Below are 16,482 nucleotides of genomic sequence, written 5' to 3'. Positions count from 1 at the left end.
AAATTTCAAAGGACCAAAAAAAGCCCCCTTGGCGGGGACTTTATTTAATCTGCTCCGGTGCGTGCTGGTCATTATCGCAGGCAACATGATTCAGTTTGCCGACAATCTCCTCCAGACTCACCTTCGCCAAGGTCTGCTCCATGGCATGCTGAGCAGCGGAAAATACCGGCTCGATGGATTCCTGTATATGCTTGCCAACCGGACAATTGGGATTTGGCTTCTCATGAATCGCGAACAGAGCATCCTCTTCGACCACCTCAACAGCACGATAAATATCCAGCAGTGTAAGCTCGGAGGCGGAACGAGCCAGCCTCGTTCCCGCTACCCCCGGACGAACCTGAACAATACCCGCTTTATTTAGCATGCCCAGAATCCGGCGGATCACTACAGGGTTCGTGTTAACGCTGCTTGCAATATAATCGGAGGTATTTACTCCATCCTTATTTAACTCCAGCAAAGAAAGCGCATGTATGGCTACGGCAAACCGGGAACTGATCGTCATGGTTGACCCTCTTTTCCTTTTTCGATGTAACTATCATAGTTACAAATACTCGGAAATGTCAATTCCCTTTGTCACTTCTTCACTGACATCAGCGTTCAAACAAATTGCCAAGACCGCCTAATACACTGCCTTCATCCTTACTGCCTCGGCCATACCGTGCAGAGGACAACACGCGGTCCGCAAGGCGGCTGAATGGTAAGGACTGAACCCAGACCTTCCCGGGTCCGCGCAAGGTGGCGAAGAATAACCCTTCTCCCCCAAACAAGGCTGTCTTCACGCCCTTGACCATCTCGATGTTGTAATCCACCGACGCCGTCATGGCAACGAGACATCCGGTATCCAGGCGCAGCATCTCTCCCGGTGCGAGCGTCCGCTCCAGCACCAGCCCGCCGGAATGAACAAAAGCCAGGCCATCACCCTCCAGCTTCTGCATAATGAAGCCTTCGCCTCCGAAGAACCCTGTCCCTAACCGGCGCTGAAATTCGATGCCAAGGGATACGCCTTTGGCCGCGCACAGGAAGGAGTCCTTTTGACAGATAATCTTGCCGCCAAGCATGGAAAGATCCATAGGAATGATTTTTCCGGGATAAGGTGAAGCAAAGGTGACGCTCTGCCGTTGATAGCCTTCATTCGTAAAGACGGTCATGAATAGCCCTTCTCCGGTAATCAGGCGCTTCCCCGCTCCCATCAGCTTCCCCATCAAGCCGCTGCCCTGATTGCTGCCGTCGCCGAAGATCGTCTCCATGCGGATATCCTGATCCATCATCATGAAGCTGCCGGCCTCGGCAACTACGCTCTCTCTTTGATCCAGTTGAATTTCCACGCATTGCATTTCTTCCCCGATAATACGGTAATCGATCTCATGTGCCGACACGTTATTTCCTCCCCGAATAAATGAATCTTATGTAGTATAGTCGCGCTCCTCAGCTCTCACAACTGTTTCAACATAATTAGCATATGTTCAAGCATTTGCGGTAAGTCCTGAATCACTTCTTCACCGAATCTGCGCATGAAATGAACGGAAATTTCGTTGAGCGGGAGTGCGTCAGCTTGGCCGTATATGGTGGAGATTCGTTGGGTCTGTCCCACATGCCGCCCCCAGATTTCTGTGACCAGCTGTTCAATACGCGGACAATCTGCGACGGGATCTCGAACATATTTGAAGAATACAGGCTGCATATGGCATCCCAGCGTGACAGAGCCCAATTCCATAATTTCACCAGCCAAATCTTCTGTATCGGCCCATAATCTGAGCTCTGCCCAAGTGTCCTTCTGCTCCGGCAAGATGAATTTGATCGCGTAGAACCTCGACATGGCAGACAATTCGATTCTGTCCGTCCGGCCTATCACTTGCAATTGTCCCTCGGAGTCCATGTCGTAAACGGCCCCTTCAAGCACAACCTTCAGATTGTCGAATACCGTAGGATCAAACATAAGTCCCTCCTTAAGACTTCAATATTGAAGCGATAACAGGATAAGATATGAGCGGGCGAACCTCGGTAACGGCTTGAACCGCATTCGGATGCTCGCCAAGTAATCCGTTTTGCAAATAGGCTGCGCCAAATCCGCGTTCCTTGGCTCCGTTATAAGTGAATGTAACACAATGCTCGGCCGCGAAGCCGCATACAATTACAAAATCAACGCCCTCCTGCCGAAGTACGTCCTCCAGATTTGTCTTCCAGAAGGCATTCGACCATTCCTTGTGAAGTATTAATTCTCCCCCTGTCAGCTCAATTTCAGGAATAACTGCGAAATCCTCCGAGTCAATTCCACCTTCAACCTCAATGTCTTGAATGACCACAATAGGCTTGCCTGCATCCCGAAACAGACTGGATACATAATTAATATACATGCATACCTCTTCCACCTCGCCACGTTTCCTTGGGCCAGGAATATGTCCTTCCTGCAAATCAATGATTAATAACGCCGGATTCATATACCAACCTCCTTTCAAATAAATGGATTTTCTATGAAGTTGCTTCTATTATACACGTTTCCGGAAGGACATGGGAACCTGCAAACCAAGCGGGCAGCCCCGCGGATCAGGGCGGAGCTGCCAAGGCTGCTTATGGCTTCAGGACTACCTTGATACAACCGTCCTTCTTATCATTGAACATGCTGTAAGCATCCTCAGCCTCATCCAGCGAGAGCCGATGCGTGATAATGTCGGTGGGATCGAGCTTGCCGGATACGATTTGCCGGTAAAGCTCAGGGATGAGATGAATAATAGGCGCCTGTCCAGTCCGGATATTAACATTACGCTCAAATAAATCTCCGAACGGGAACATATTGTATTTCAACCCGTAGACACCGGTTACCTGGATGGTCCCGCCTTTACGCACGACCTGCGCTGCTGTATTAAAGGCTTGAAGAGATCCGCCTTGCAGCATCAATGCGGTCTCCACCTTCTCGGCCACGGATTTCTTGGCATCCAGCCCGACACAGTCAATGACTACGTCGGCACCGCCGCGGGTGATCTCCTTCAGATGCGCTTCAAAATCATCAAATTCCTCAAAATTTAAAATTTCCGCCTTGTTTGTAGCTTTCGCGTGAGCAAGCCGATAATCCAGATGGTCTACGGCAATCACTCGCTTCGCGCCTTTCTGCCAGGCGAATTTCTGCACCATCAGGCCGACGGGGCCGCAGCCCAAAATAATGACCGTATCTCCGGGCTTTACTCCTCCATTTATAACGCTCCAATAGGCAGTCGGAATAACGTCGGAGAGGAACAGCAGCTTCTCATCCTCGATCTCCGCCTGTTCAGGAACTACAAAGGGAACGAAATTGCCGAACGGAACTCTAAGCAGCTCGGCCTGTCCTCCGGCATAATCACCATACCTCGTTGAATACCCGAAGTAGCCCCCTGTATCCCGTTCAGGGTTGGCCTGGTCGCACTGGCTTTCCAGTTGGTTTTTGCAGAAGAAGCACTCCCCGCACGCCACGTTGAACGGAATGATGACGCGGTCTCCCTTCTTGATTCCCTCTACGGCGGGACCGACATCAGTCACAATTCCCATCGGCTCGTGACCGATCACATAATCATCGTACATACCGGGAACTTCCCCATTATAAATGTGCAGATCGGATCCGCAAATCGCCGTTGAAGTCACCCGAATGAGAATATCATCCTTTTTCTCCAGCTTGGCATCCGGTACCTCCTTCACCCGAACAGCTCTCTTTCCTTGATAGGTTAACGCCTTCATCCAATGTGCTCCCTTCGTCTTTATGGCTTCTTTATCAGGCTTTCCTATTTAACATGAATTACACGGAATCTTTATACGTTGAGCTACTGATTGTACGCGGGCATTATGTTTCTTCAACGCAGCCACTTCAACTCAACCTATATAGAAATACAAGAACAAAAAAGCACCTTGTCCCCTAGAAAGGAGACAAAGTGCTTTTGGCTGGAAATGACATGACTATTCGTATACCGTCATTCCCCGAACTTGCTTGGCCAATTCGATGTATGGCCCTTCGGCAAGATTGTTAAAGGCAAGATGCGTTGCTCGCAAGCTCAACAATCGATCCCCGGGCTGAACGCCGAATTGCTCCCAGGTAGGCAGTGGCAGACGGATGTAATGATCTGAGGCCAGATGCGTCCAGCAAAACACACGCTCTTTAAAACTGGTGATATGGCCGGGAGGCACCTGGAAATTCTGAATTTCCGGAACGGCTGCAAAAACCTTCGCGAGGGGAGAATTATCAATCAGTTCCTTGCATACAACGCTAAACCCTTTTGCCGTATTGCGCCCGGACATCAGAATCACATTGGAATTCGTTCGAATTCCGTATTCCTGCAGGGCCTGATCCGGCAGGTAAAACGATCCGTCGGGCAGTATTTTACTCCAAGCGTAAAAATACTTTCCGTTTTTGGCGGTGACTGCCATTTCCTATCATCCCCCGAGCATTTTTGATTAACCAATTTATTAGATTAATCATCTCGCAAGGAGTGGAACTGGTGATATGATTTTCCTCACCCAAAAAGAGGTTGCGGAAAAGTTTTAGGACTATAGGCTGAGCTCTTCTGTTTTCGAATCCATATAAATCCGGTAGATTTTCACGATCACAATTTTTGCGACCATATAGGTCGGAATCGCCAGGATCATGCCGAGAATCCCTGCAAAATCACCTGCAATCAAGAGCAGAATGATCGTAGTCAGAGGATGAATATTAATTGTCTTTCCATAAATGTAAGGCGAAACTAGATTGCCTTCGATCTGCTGGGCTGCTACGACAATGATAATCACCCCGATCACCATGGTCGGTGATACCGTAAAGGCCACGATAACGCAAGGGATTGCTCCCAGCAAAGCCCCGAAATAAGGAATGAAGCTGAATAAGGCTCCCACGATAGCAAGCAGAAGCGGATACGGAAGTCCGATGATCCAAAATCCGACAAAGCTCATGATGGCGAGCACGATGGCGCTGATCATTCTCCCTGCGATAAATCCCTTTAGCATGCCGTCAATTTCGCTAAGCACGGATTGAGCTTCACTGCGGTATGTCTTGGGAACCGTCCGCAACAGCGCCGGTCTGACGCGTTGGTCTTCCTTCAGCATGTAATAAAGCATGATCGGTACCGTACCCACCACAATGAAGAAATCATTCAGGAAGGTGACCACATGAGATACATATCCGCTTGCTTCCTTTAGGCCTTGATTGACGTACTCGGTTACCTTTTCCATCAACTGCGTGTTCTCGGTTTGCAGCATGGACATCAATCGATTGTCCCGAATCGCATTGAACTGCGCTTCCAGGCTCGTGACCAGCTTCGGAATATTGTTGCCAAAGTCGATGATCTGCTTCTGGAGAGGCGGCCAGACCAGAATCAGGAACAACGCGACCAAGCCGGCAAACAGAAGATAAATCAGCAGGATCGACAGCATCCGATTCAGCTTTCTAGCCTCAAGGAACTGAACGATCGGCCTTAGCAAATAGTATAGAAATCCTGAGATCGTGAATGGCACAATCAGAATTTGTACCAGTGTCTCCAGCGGATTGAAAATGAATTTCACTTTGTGAATCAAATAAATGATGGTGAGAATCATTATGGTGCCAAGGGCTCTTCTGTAAAAAGGCTTATCCATCATAGGCAGCCTCCCCCTTCACAATTTCCTATGTATTGTCCCGCTACGCTCCGAGCGCGGCCTGGGCTGCATCCAGCAGCGCATCAAACCAGTCATCATCCTCTTCGAGTGCGGCATCGACCTCCATAAATTGCGCCTCTAATCCGGATTCATGGGCATAATGAAGGCTGTAGTCCCACTCCTTCCCCCTCTTGCTGAAGAAGGTGATCTCGTAGGCCGCTTTGTGTCCTTCAACCTCAAAGACGGTTTTACCCAAAAATGCTCCTTCGGAATCTTTATGCATGGAGGCTTCCACAATATTAAATTTCATCGGCGCAAACTCCCTTTCTGCGGTTTTGTAGGAAATTGATTTCTTCTACAGTCAAGTTCCACTATAATGGGTGATATTATCGTATCATTTTTTGCGTATATAGCAACAACATGTATGAGGTGAATCTTCTTTGGCTAAAACCATCCCAAAGTCCGGTGCGCTGACTCCGGCGAAAGTATTATCTTACGGCTTCGGCATCATCATTATTCTGGGCACCTTCTTGCTGTCGCTCGGCCCCGCGTCTGCTGACGGCAAGCCGATGGGCTTGATCGATGCCCTGTTTATGGCTACCTCCGCGACCTGTGTCACAGGTCTTGCTGTCGTGGACACCGGCACTCATTTTTCCCTCTTCGGGCAGGTTGTACTGCTGCTCCTGGTCCAAATCGGCGGGCTGGGCTTCATGGTCATCGGTACCTTGATCGCGCTCGCCTTCAACCGCCGCATCTCGCTCCGGGACCGGCTGGTGCTGCAGGAGGCAATGAACCATAACTCAATGGAGAATCTCATGACCCTGCTTCGCCGGGTGATTCAGTATTCGCTTGTTATCGAGGTCATCGGAGCCCTTCTGCTCGCTGCTCGCTGGGCGGTCGATATGCCGCTTGGACAGGCACTCTATTTCGGGTTGTTCCACAGCATTTCTATCTTTAATAATGCGGGCTTCGATCTGTTCGGCTCAGTCCACGGGAAATTCAGCGGCCTGGCTGAATATGCAGGCGATCCCTATGTCAATATCGTTGTCATGGTGCTGATCTTTCTCGGCGGGATTGGCTTTATTGTGATTTCAGACCTGCTGCACTATCGCCATACCCGAAAGCTGACCTTGCACTCCAAGGTCGTCCTTAGCATGTCCGGCATTCTGGTTGTTGCAGGCGCTTTGCTGATCCTGTTGCTGGAAATGAGTAATCCGGCTACCCTGCAATCCGAAAGCTTCGGCGACAAGCTCATGAGCTCGTTCTTCCATTCCATCAGCTCCAGATCCGGAGGGGTCACAACTTTGAGCGTTGCGGAAATGGAGTATTCAACCCAATTCTTGCTGATTATCTTAATGTTTATCGGCGCAGCGCCCGGATCAACCGGGGGCGGGATCAAGATTACGGTTTTCGCAGTGCTGCTCGGGGCCATGTACGCTATGCTGCGAGGGCGTGAGGATATTGTATTTTTCCGGAGAAGACTGTCCAAGGAATCCATCATGCGGGCCATTACCCAGACCTGGCTGGCCTTGATCCTTGTTGTCTTAACGGGAATGGTCCTCTCTACACTGGAGGATCGCGAATTCTTGCCGCTGCTGTTCGAGACGACGTCAGCCTTCGCGACCGCCGGAATGAGTCTGGACTTGACCCCGCGTCTAACGGATATCAGCAAGGTGATCCTTTGCATCGTTATGTTTCTAGGCCGTATCGGACCTGTTACACTGGCATATGCGATCACGCCAAAATCCGAAAAGGAGCTGTACAGGTATCCGGAGGGGAAAATAACCATCGGTTAATTGGAACAAGCTTCTGAATCGTAGTATGATAGTAAGAAACTATTCCATTAGTTGTGGAGGAGACGAACCCATGTCCAATTTTCAAGACAAGCTGCAAAAATACGCCGATCTGGCAGTCCGAATCGGTGTAAATGTCCAACCCGGTCAAAATCTGATCGTGGTTGCAACAGTTGATTCAGCCGAGCTGGTGCGCCTGATCGTGAAGCAAGCGTATGAAGCCGGAGCAAGATCCGTTAAGGTGAACTGGACGGATGATACCGTAACGCGTCTCCGTTATGAGAAGGCTGCTGATGAGTCTTTCCTTGATGATCCGAAATGGTACGCAGGCGAAATGCTTGAATATGTTGAGAATGGCGCTGCCGTACTTCATGTCATCTCTTCCGACCCGGATTTGTTGACAGGTATTGATCCGCAGCGGATTACGAATCACCAGAAGACCTACGGCAAGGCGATGAGCAAATACCGCGAGCTGCAAATGGCGGACAAATTCAGCTGGTCCATCGTGGCAGTACCTTCCAAGAGCTGGGCAGCCAAGGTGTTCCCTGAGCTTCCGGAGAATGAGCAAGTCAACGCCCTGTGGGAAGCGATCTTCAAGACCGTGCGTATCGATCAGCCTGATCCGGTTGCTGCCTGGAAAGAGCATATCGCCAACCTCACGCAAAAATCAGAATATCTCAATAGCAAAAAGTATAAGAAGCTTCATTACATAGCTCCGGGTACGGATCTTACGATCGAGCTTCCAAAAGGACATCTGTGGGTTGCTGCCGAAAGCCTGAACGCACAAGGCAACACCTTCCTGGCCAATCTTCCGACCGAGGAAGTGTTCACCGCTCCGCTGAAGACCGGTGTAAACGGAACTGTGTCCAGCACGAAGCCGCTTAGCTATAACGGCAATATTATCGACGAGTTCCAGCTGACCTTCAAGGACGGACGGATTGTTGACTATTCCGCCAAGGTAGGAGAAGCAACGCTGAAGCAGCTGGTTGAACTGGATGAAGGCTCCCATTATCTTGGCGAGGTTGCCCTGGTTCCTCATGGTTCGCCAATTTCCCAATCGGGCATTTTGTTCTATAATACCTTGTTTGATGAAAATGCCTCGAACCATCTGGCGATCGGAAATGCTTATGCCTTCAACCTGGAAGGCGGCAAATCGATGACCCGCGAGGAATTGAACGAGCATGGCCTGAACGCAAGCTTCGCGCATGAAGACTTTATGGTCGGCTCCGCGGAAATGGACATCTACGGCGTCACTGCTGACGGAACGGAAGAGCCTGTATTTGCTAAGGGAAATTGGGCGTTCTAACAGATTGTTCAGCCCGGTCCATATACGTTGAACCTCCATCACCCTGCCGGATGAATTCCGGCAGGGTGATTTGCTGCGTGCGTGAACGGGTAACATGTCTGCAAAGGAGGAATGAGCATGACTCATCTTAGCGATTCACAATTGCGCACGCTGGAGCATGCCCTGCTGGAGGAAGACCTCATTACTCCCCCGCCTGCCCGTCCGGATGAGATCGGCTGGCAGCATAGCGGACGATTTGACGATGCAGGCGCTTGGCGTACAGTGGAGCGCTTCGGCAATTCCGATTCACCTGCCATGGCGGCACGCCATAACACTGGAAATTATGAATCAATGCTGCCGGACGAAGAAGATCCGTCCTGATCATTAATGGCATGAACAAGAAAGGCTGCTTCGTTCCGCAATTCTGCGGACAAAGCAGCCTTCTATTTTCTTAGGCGCCAGCTTCCTCAATCGAAACGAATTGCCGTTTGAGCAGCTTGACGCGTGAGATTCGTTTATGATCAATTTCTTCTACACTGAACAGATGTCCTTCCGATTCCACGAATTGGCCGACAGTTGGAGGCAATACCTCGATTCGCGAATATAGCCAGCCGCCAATGGTATCGTAATCCTCACAATCCAGCTCGAAGCCGAAACGGTCATTGACCGATTCGATTAGCATCAGCCCGTCAATAGAAAATTCATCCTCGCTCACCTGCTCGATGCCAGGACGTTCTTCATCAAATTCATCCTGAATCTCTCCTACGATCTCTTCGACGATGTCCTCCAGGGTCACCATTCCCGAGGTGCCGCCATATTCATCGATCAGGATGGCAATCTGCGTCTTTCCACGCTGCATTCGCTTCATCAGTTCACTGATTTGAGTCGATTCTGGCACCGCCATGATCGGTCTGACCAGGTCACGGTAATCCTGTGTACTCGAGCGGATGAGATCCTTGATATGAATGAATCCGATAATATGATCCTTATCAACATCACACACGGGATATCTCGTGCGTGTCCCGTCCAGAGCGATCGTCAGGTTTTCTTCCAGTGAATTTTGCGTATAAAGACATATCATTTCCGTGCGGGGAATCATGATTTCTCTTGCGGTGGTAACTTTGAATTCAAAGATGTTGTCGACCAGTGACATTTCGGTACTGTCAATTAGTCCGCTCTCCGAGCTTTCCTTCATCATCACCCGGATTTCTTCCTCAGTATGCAGATGATTCTGTCCTTCCTGCGGTGTGATGCCCACCAACCGAAGCAGCCCGGAAGACAAGCGGTTCAATAGCCAAACGACGGGATACATGATCCGGTAAAATACAAGCATTGGTCTCGCCCACAACAAGGTTATTTTCTCGTATTTTCGGACGGCGAAAGACTTTGGAGCTAATTCTCCAAGCACGATATGTAGAACTGCGATCAGGATAAAGGATATAGCGAGTGAAGTTACATGGGCAGCACGGTCAGTCAATCCGGCAGCCTCAAACACCGGGTCCAGCAGCCCCGCTACCAATGGCTCTCCGAGCCATCCCAAACCAAGTGAGCAAAGCGTAATTCCCAGCTGACAGGCAGATAAGTATCCGTCCAGATGTTGAAGCAGATTTTTAGCAATGACGGCACTTTTGCGTCCTTCTTCGATTAAGGCATCCATTCGGCTGCTTCTGATCTTGACGATGGCGAACTCCGCAGAGACAAAGAAACCATTCAGCAGCACCAATAGCAGCATTAATCCTAATGAAAAAAGACTCGGTAAAGGGTCAGTCAATTTGTTTCCTATTCCCGCCGTAAATTCGGAGAATAGGAGCACCTCCTTCGCGGTATAGAGTGAACAGCACAGGCTCAGCTCCGTAATATGAATATTTATAATTAATTATATTATTATACACTACACAGTCAAACTTTGGTCTATGACAGATAGCCAGGCTTTCGGTCAAAAATAATCCGTTCGGAGGGCGAGTTAACTGGGCCAACATGTGAAGTGTGCCTACGATCGCTGTTGTTCGCGGATTACTCTGATTGTACTAAGTTCTGACAAGGGAAGAAATCCGCTCACAAAGGCGAACGCTGACGCTTCTTCAGCACACTTCACACTTATGCCCTTGCCACTTCGCCTTAGGAGTTTAACTATAATGCAGTTTGCACATGGCTGTGCCGCAAACTGCAGCAATGCAACATGCAGTGCTGCAAGATGCAATGCAATTTGCTGCTCTGCAATAAGCTTGCCGCCTGCGGTTACAAGGAGGTATTGCTCGCAAGCCTACCGCTATGTAGCTTGTATGGACACTTCGCGCAAGCCTTGGCAAAGCTGCTTGCATAGCAACTCGCGCGATAGCTTTTCACACTGTATAATGACCGCGCGCTTGGGTTGCGCTTCGCTTCACATGTAGAACTCATGTGGCCGAACAAGCGCCGAAAGCAATTAAATTGTTGGAGTGGGAGTTCATGCGACGAATCAAGTGTCGAAAAGCAGTTATTGCTGGAGTTGGAGCTCATGCGGCACGCTTCAGTATAGCCTGCAATACATCAGCGTCATCTGGTTTGCTTATATGCCAGATGTGACGAGCTTGTATGTACATGCCGATGAATTCAAGTGCTCTGCCATCGCACAGAGAGCCTTGTATGAGCTACTATAGTGCATTCGGCACGATAAAGCCGAACTAAGAAGACTGCGTAATAAGGGTATAAGTGTGAAGGTTGCTGTAGAAACGGAGTGGTCGCCTTTGTGAGCAGATTTCTACCCTACTATTTCAATCAGAGAAATCCGCGAACAACAGCGATCGTAAGCACCCTTCACACGTTGCCCCAGGCACGCAAAATCAATCTTTAAACGGTTTTATCCTATACTGCCGAGCTCTCGCCGTCTATCCTATCTTGTCGTAGGAATGTTGCCAATGGTTCCCGGATATTGATAGACAAGCGGCTGGTCAAAGGTCGCAAAATTCAGATTCACCATCAACAGAATAGTCCGTACACCGGTTGTAGGATCGCTAATAATAATATGGTCTCTACCTGCCGCTTCAAGCACACCCTTGAATATTTTTGCATTCCATTCCGAATTGTTCTCGTAGGTCATATAAAATGTGCCGACTTTGCCCAAATTCAGCCTTAAAATATTCTCGATGTACGATTGTTCATAGGCAGGAATTTGTACCGGTACTACAGTTCCAGAAGACGTCATTGGACTCCCGCTTGGTACGCTAGGCGGCATGGTCTGGGTCTGCTGGGCGGCATAAGGCATAGGTCCGTTCATCATCGGGTAGGGACGGAATCCCGCGCCTCCTTGTCCGAATGCCCCTTGCTGAAACGTTGAATTGAACATGTGGATAAATCCTCCTTCTATTTACTTGAATTAGTAGACCTGCGGACAATCCTCCGCAGTAGGAGCGAAGAAGCAGTGGGCTTTAAAGCGTCCGGTATTTTGCTGATTGTACCATGTAGACGGGCAGTCTCCTGCCGGTCTGAAGAACCATAAGGCATTAGAAGCCGGGCGGATCTTTTCTCCGTTAATAACTCTTCTGGCCAGAGCGATGTCGCGCTCCCTCGCGCCTTGATAAAAGTATCCCTTCTGGGTGGCTTCGAATCCGCCCGGTGATTGGAAGACCATATCTCTCATGCTACGGATGTCCCGGAAATCCAGGCAATTGCCCAGGATCCGGTTTACGCCGACATTACCGACCATCAGCATGCCCTCAAGCCCTTCTCCTTCCGCCTCGGCCCGGATCAATCGGGCTAACAGCTTAACATCTTCTGAGTTCGTTTGAATTACAGCCAAGTTTCTATTCCCTCCTTCCCTTCTTCTCCAGTGATGTATTTTATGTGCGATAGCCCAAGGAGGTGCATCTACAAAAAGTTATTTCAGGCTTGTCAAGGGGTAATCATTAAATAGATCGTGAATGCGATTGCAAATTTGAATATTTAGTGTCTATTTCTATGGACGCGCTTACATGAATAGCATATACTAAGATTGTTAAAGCTTGGTGTCCCTTTGCGTTCTTTACCATGTGCACGATCCAATTTGTTTTCAATAACCTTTTAGGAGGTTCTCACATGAAAATCGCAATTATTGGCGGCGGTCTGGCCGGGTTGACTGCAGCGGCATACTTATCCAAAAACCCGGAGACGGAAGGAACCGTATTTGAACGAAGTCCGCAGCTTGGCGGACGGGCATTTACTTATGAGAAATCCGGATTCACCTTGAACTTTGGCGCTCATGCTGTGTATGGGTTCGACAGACACACCTTGCAAATGATGGAACAGGAGCTTCAGCTTCACTTTGACAGCAAGCAGGTTGACAAGCGGAAGGTTGTCTATGCCAAGAATGGCGTGCTCACCCCTGCCCCGCTTGATTTCGTGAACATTATGAAGACCGATGTGCTTACGGTAAAAGAAAAACTGAGATTTGTTGCCGAGGTTGCGGCGGTAATCGGAAATGTGCATCATCTGAAAAACTATGCCACGCTCGGAGAATATCTCGATCAGGCACATTCCTCGGAAGATGTGAAGGAGCTTTGGGAGCATCTCGTCTGCTCCAACTTCTTCATTACTCCGGAGGATGCCCGCCAAGTTTCCGGCGAGGTCATCGCAGAATATTACCATAATTTATTTCTCTCCAATCGGCCGGTCAATTACATCATTGGCAGCTGGTCCACCATTACAAATCAATTGGCCGACAAGATTCGCAATAATCGCAGATGGGACATTGCGGTGAAGGAAGCTGTCGAAGCTATCGATTATGTAGATGGACAGTTCAGATTAAAGACCAAGACTCGGGAAGAGCTGATCTTTGATCAAGTTATTTTGGCAATGCCTATTCAACAAGCGGGGAAGCTGCTGGACTCTACGCCGTGGGCGGATAAGCTTGCCGCCTATAATGCCAACAGCTGTACAGAGGTTCTCGTATACGACGTCGGCTTCAATCATGTCGTGGCCCGCCCCTTCCACTATATCAGCGATATGGATCATAAAGTCTTTATCAGTGATGTATCGGCTACCGATCACACGGTGGCTCCAGCCGGCGGCCAACTGCTGCAGGGCATCGCTTATTTGAATGATACCTTTGAGGACGAAGAGCAAAAGAAGCGCTATCTGGATGAAAGACTGCAGCAGATGGAGGCGTTGTTCGATACGCATTACCCGGGCTGGCGGGAACAAGCTGAAGTGAAGAGAGTATCGAAGAAGGCCATGGTATCCAGCATTAAGAACATTCATTCCAATCAACTCCTTCCTGTACAGCTTCCCGGTACGCCGCTCTTCTTCTGCGGTGACGGCTGTGAAGGTAAGGGCGAGTTGGCCGAACGCTCCTTCTCAAGCGGGCGAGCGGCTGCGCAGCGGATCCTCGCCGAGAGATTACAGCTGCATGCGGTTGCTCAATAGAAAATGAATGCACACAAAAAGAGCTGTTCCCTCGGAACAGCTCTTGATTTTATCCTTAATAGTTAGTAATGCCTGTACTCCTGCATTCCAGTAGTCCGATAAGCCCTTCTCATTCGCTCAAATCCTAGGTATCGTGTTCCCTGGAACGTCAGCTTGCCCTCATCTCCCTCCGAGCACTGCCCATATTCCTCTCCGCTCACGATGAACTCCAGCCGGTCTCCGCTCTCCACTTCAAAGGTTATAAAGTATTTAGAATCCGTGCGGTTCACAGACAGATCAGAATCATGGCGATGCGACACCTCTGTACGCTTGCCTACAATGAGGGAATGGACACTGAGCATAGGCTTCCGGCTATTGGATACATGACGATGAATACCGCTGACTGTAGTAATAGCAAGAATCCCGATCAAGACGACGATGAAGATTGGAAAAGCAGAGTTCATTATATCGAACATTTCTACCCACGATTGCATGCTTCCCCTCCTTATCACGCAAGCCATATAAGTTGAACTACTGAAATTTATGTTCTGGGGGCAACGTGTGAAGTGTTCTTCCCACTTATGCCCTTTCTACGAGCTTTTATAGTCCAACTTATAGTGCTTTTCGGTATCCTCCCTTTTCATTCTCATATATATGCTCTTAGATCAAAAACTTGTATTCATGTCCCGGCTAAATTATTCAAGTCTTGTCCCGTTTTTTTGCAAAAAAATAACCCTCGCCAGGATGCGCGAAGGTTACGCTGGGTTCTCGTTCTTTTTATGCATAGTATAATTGCAACAATTCTCTGGTCTCTTCAGCATTCTCTTCCGGCGCAGCACATAGTCCTTGCTCTGCCCAACAAGCCCGGCAAGTCTCTTCAGTCGTGCACAGGTGAGCATCCTCGCAAGTGTAGCAGAATTGCAGGTAGTTGCGGGTAACATTTTCTTGGTTGACTGTTTTCATCATGACTCACTCCTAAAGGTTTTGTATGTGATCGAACTTGCATTTCTCTCATTTCTTCTTACAAGTTAAATATATCACAAAGTATTTGGAGTGCACGTGATAAATTTCACAAAATGATGAACTTCATGAAAAAAGTCACATTGTATTTTTATTTTAAAGCACCTGCCAGCTGGCTCCTCCATCCATGGTCTGCATAAGCAACGAACGATTATTATCGCTTTGTCCCACTAGCAGCCAGCCCAATTGAGAATTGAAAAACTGTACCTTAAGAACATTAGGATACTCAAGAACAATTTCGGAAAGCTTGGCACTCTGAGGCAGCAGTAACCAATTTTCTCCGAGATCGGTTGTATGGTAGACCATGGATCCGTGGAGCGACCACCCTTCTCTTCGATTTAGGAAGGTCGTTGCCAAGTGTGATGAATCATCTTGCTGCCAAGGCACGGAGAAAGGCACGAAGCTCCATGAAGCTCCTCCATCCTCGGTGAAGTATCCCTGATATTTAATCGCATCCTCTTTGACACAACCAAAAGGAACCCATCCATACCGTGTATTGCCGCGGAAAAACTCCGGGGCATCCACGCTAAAGCGCGAACAGGACGCAAACTTCGAATGATCAAACCATCCCTCCACTTTACTCCAGTTCACACCGCCGTTTGTCGTTCTGTAAAGAGATGGCTGACCGGCTTCCAGCACACTTACAAATCCGTGGTTCTTGTCTGTAAAGCTCATTCCGGAAATAACACCTATTTTGGGCAGCTTGTTGAGCCGCGCCGATGCATCTGCAGCAATGATCGGCGTACTCATGATCTTTTTCCAGGTTGCGCCGCTGTCTTTGGTTAAATAGACAGCCTTTGCCTCGCTGCTGGATCTATAATCGCCCTCGGTAACAATCCAGCCTTGCTCTGCATCGAGAAAGAAGACAGCCACAACCCGGGCTACATCCGGCAAAGAAGCCATTTTCCAGACTAGACCGCCATTATTTGTCCGCAGAATAATAGCCTCACCGGAGTTGATCGTATTCCGAATGATCCATCCTGTGTCCTTGTTTAAGAAGAAGAAATCCTTCCCAAATTCAGGGCTACTGGAAAATAAGATTGAAGAGGACGGAGAAATGTTGGTCCAGGTTGCGCCATTGTCCTCAGTGCGGTATAGACGGAGCTCATTTCGAGTAGCCCCCCATGCCAGCCCGGTCGTCGAGCTTAGCAGATGAAAATCTGTAAGCCGGGTCTGGATTTGATACTTCTTGCCATCTGAGAGTTGTTCCGTTTGCATATTTGAATCGATAGATTCAGGATTAACGATCGTGAGCGTCTGCCCCTCTTCCTGAGTATCCTCAATAGAGACAGGGCTGTTCGCAGGAAGTGACGGGTTCGCCGAGCAAGCCGCAAGCAGCGTCGCCATAATCAACAAGGCGCTGATGAAGCGTAGACAGCTGTTCATTACGAAATACCTCATTTCCAGTCGGTCAGACTTAGTAGAATCCGTTGCAAT

The 16,482-nt window shown here is 49.0% G+C and carries 18 protein-coding genes; 4 read left to right on the top strand and 14 right to left on the bottom strand.

Features of this window, described 5'->3' with window-relative positions; genetic code table 11:
- Positions 1 to 40: 40 nt before the first annotated feature.
- From KI362_RS17480 to KI362_RS17445, 8 genes are all read right to left on the bottom strand, one after another.
- On the bottom strand, positions 41 to 502 hold the full coding sequence (locus tag KI362_RS17480; protein WP_301629015.1) for an Rrf2 family transcriptional regulator: 462 nt from the start codon (positions 500 to 502) through the stop codon (positions 41 to 43).
- A gap of 88 nt (positions 503 to 590) precedes the next feature.
- Complete coding sequence (locus KI362_RS17475) at positions 591 to 1,376, bottom strand: TIGR00266 family protein (RefSeq protein WP_301629013.1); 786 nt, start codon at positions 1,374 to 1,376, stop codon at positions 591 to 593.
- Positions 1,377 to 1,432: 56 nt separating this feature from the next.
- Positions 1,433 to 1,936 carry a hypothetical protein gene (locus KI362_RS17470; RefSeq protein WP_212939631.1) on the bottom strand — a complete coding sequence of 168 codons (504 nt, stop codon included), beginning with the start codon at positions 1,934 to 1,936 and terminating at the stop codon, positions 1,433 to 1,435.
- 10 nt (positions 1,937 to 1,946) lie between these two features.
- Positions 1,947 to 2,438: an isochorismatase family protein gene (locus KI362_RS17465; RefSeq protein ID WP_044478686.1), complete on the bottom strand. Its 492-nt coding sequence runs from the start codon at positions 2,436 to 2,438 to the stop codon at positions 1,947 to 1,949.
- 130 nt (positions 2,439 to 2,568) lie between these two features.
- A complete protein-coding gene (locus KI362_RS17460) occupies positions 2,569 to 3,705 on the bottom strand; it encodes a zinc-dependent alcohol dehydrogenase (RefSeq protein ID WP_301629010.1) in 1,137 nt (378 codons plus the stop codon).
- A gap of 216 nt (positions 3,706 to 3,921) precedes the next feature.
- A complete protein-coding gene (locus KI362_RS17455) occupies positions 3,922 to 4,389 on the bottom strand; it encodes a hypothetical protein (protein ID WP_044478688.1) in 468 nt (155 codons plus the stop codon).
- Positions 4,390 to 4,509: 120 nt separating this feature from the next.
- Positions 4,510 to 5,589, bottom strand: a complete 1,080-nt coding sequence (locus KI362_RS17450) for an AI-2E family transporter (RefSeq protein WP_301629007.1) — start codon at positions 5,587 to 5,589, stop codon at positions 4,510 to 4,512.
- A gap of 43 nt (positions 5,590 to 5,632) precedes the next feature.
- Positions 5,633 to 5,899 (bottom strand): hypothetical protein, encoded by a 267-nt coding sequence (locus KI362_RS17445; protein WP_049894877.1) that lies wholly within the window; start codon positions 5,897 to 5,899, stop codon positions 5,633 to 5,635.
- A gap of 130 nt (positions 5,900 to 6,029) precedes the next feature.
- On the opposite strand from KI362_RS17445, the gene KI362_RS17440 reads away from it, so the two are divergent.
- The 3 genes from KI362_RS17440 (at position 6,030) to KI362_RS17430 (ending at position 9,048) form a co-directional block, all read left to right on the top strand.
- Positions 6,030 to 7,385: a TrkH family potassium uptake protein gene (locus tag KI362_RS17440; protein WP_301629003.1), complete on the top strand. Its 1,356-nt coding sequence runs from the start codon at positions 6,030 to 6,032 to the stop codon at positions 7,383 to 7,385.
- A gap of 70 nt (positions 7,386 to 7,455) precedes the next feature.
- Positions 7,456 to 8,688, top strand: a complete 1,233-nt coding sequence (locus KI362_RS17435) for an aminopeptidase (RefSeq protein WP_301629001.1) — start codon at positions 7,456 to 7,458, stop codon at positions 8,686 to 8,688.
- Between the two features lie 117 nt (positions 8,689 to 8,805).
- Complete coding sequence (locus KI362_RS17430; RefSeq protein WP_301628999.1) at positions 8,806 to 9,048, top strand: hypothetical protein; 243 nt, start codon at positions 8,806 to 8,808, stop codon at positions 9,046 to 9,048.
- Between the two features lie 70 nt (positions 9,049 to 9,118).
- On the opposite strand, the gene KI362_RS17425 is transcribed toward KI362_RS17430, so the two are convergent.
- From KI362_RS17425 to KI362_RS17415, 3 genes are all read right to left on the bottom strand, one after another.
- Positions 9,119 to 10,399 carry a hemolysin family protein gene (locus KI362_RS17425; RefSeq protein WP_301628997.1) on the bottom strand — a complete coding sequence of 427 codons (1,281 nt, stop codon included), beginning with the start codon at positions 10,397 to 10,399 and terminating at the stop codon, positions 9,119 to 9,121.
- A gap of 1,140 nt (positions 10,400 to 11,539) precedes the next feature.
- Complete coding sequence (gene gerQ / locus KI362_RS17420) at positions 11,540 to 11,926, bottom strand: spore coat protein GerQ (RefSeq protein WP_301629161.1); 387 nt, start codon at positions 11,924 to 11,926, stop codon at positions 11,540 to 11,542.
- Positions 11,927 to 12,022: 96 nt separating this feature from the next.
- On the bottom strand, positions 12,023 to 12,445 hold the full coding sequence (locus KI362_RS17415) for a cell wall hydrolase (RefSeq protein ID WP_301628995.1): 423 nt from the start codon (positions 12,443 to 12,445) through the stop codon (positions 12,023 to 12,025).
- A 275-nt stretch (positions 12,446 to 12,720) separates the two neighbouring features.
- Between KI362_RS17415 and KI362_RS17410 the strand changes: the two genes are divergently transcribed.
- Positions 12,721 to 14,046: a protoporphyrinogen/coproporphyrinogen oxidase gene (locus KI362_RS17410; RefSeq protein ID WP_301628993.1), complete on the top strand. Its 1,326-nt coding sequence runs from the start codon at positions 12,721 to 12,723 to the stop codon at positions 14,044 to 14,046.
- A gap of 62 nt (positions 14,047 to 14,108) precedes the next feature.
- On the opposite strand, the gene KI362_RS17405 is transcribed toward KI362_RS17410, so the two are convergent.
- The 3 genes from KI362_RS17405 to KI362_RS17395 all read right to left on the bottom strand — a co-directional run bounded on the left by KI362_RS17405 (position 14,109) and on the right by KI362_RS17395 (position 16,431).
- Positions 14,109 to 14,519, bottom strand: a complete 411-nt coding sequence (locus tag KI362_RS17405) for a DUF2500 domain-containing protein (RefSeq protein ID WP_301628991.1) — start codon at positions 14,517 to 14,519, stop codon at positions 14,109 to 14,111.
- Between the two features lie 283 nt (positions 14,520 to 14,802).
- A complete protein-coding gene (locus tag KI362_RS17400; RefSeq protein WP_212939812.1) occupies positions 14,803 to 14,988 on the bottom strand; it encodes a hypothetical protein in 186 nt (61 codons plus the stop codon).
- Positions 14,989 to 15,141: 153 nt separating this feature from the next.
- Entirely contained in the window at positions 15,142 to 16,431 is a 1,290-nt protein-coding gene (locus tag KI362_RS17395) for a WD40/YVTN/BNR-like repeat-containing protein (protein WP_301628988.1), read from the bottom strand.
- Positions 16,432 to 16,482 lie beyond the last annotated feature (51 nt).

Origin of the sequence: Paenibacillus apis (genome assembly GCF_018333295.1) — a bacterium.
Classification (GTDB): Bacteria; Bacillota; Bacilli; order Paenibacillales; family Paenibacillaceae; genus Fontibacillus; species Fontibacillus antibioticophila.
This window is presented reverse-complemented; position numbering and strand designations above follow the sequence as displayed.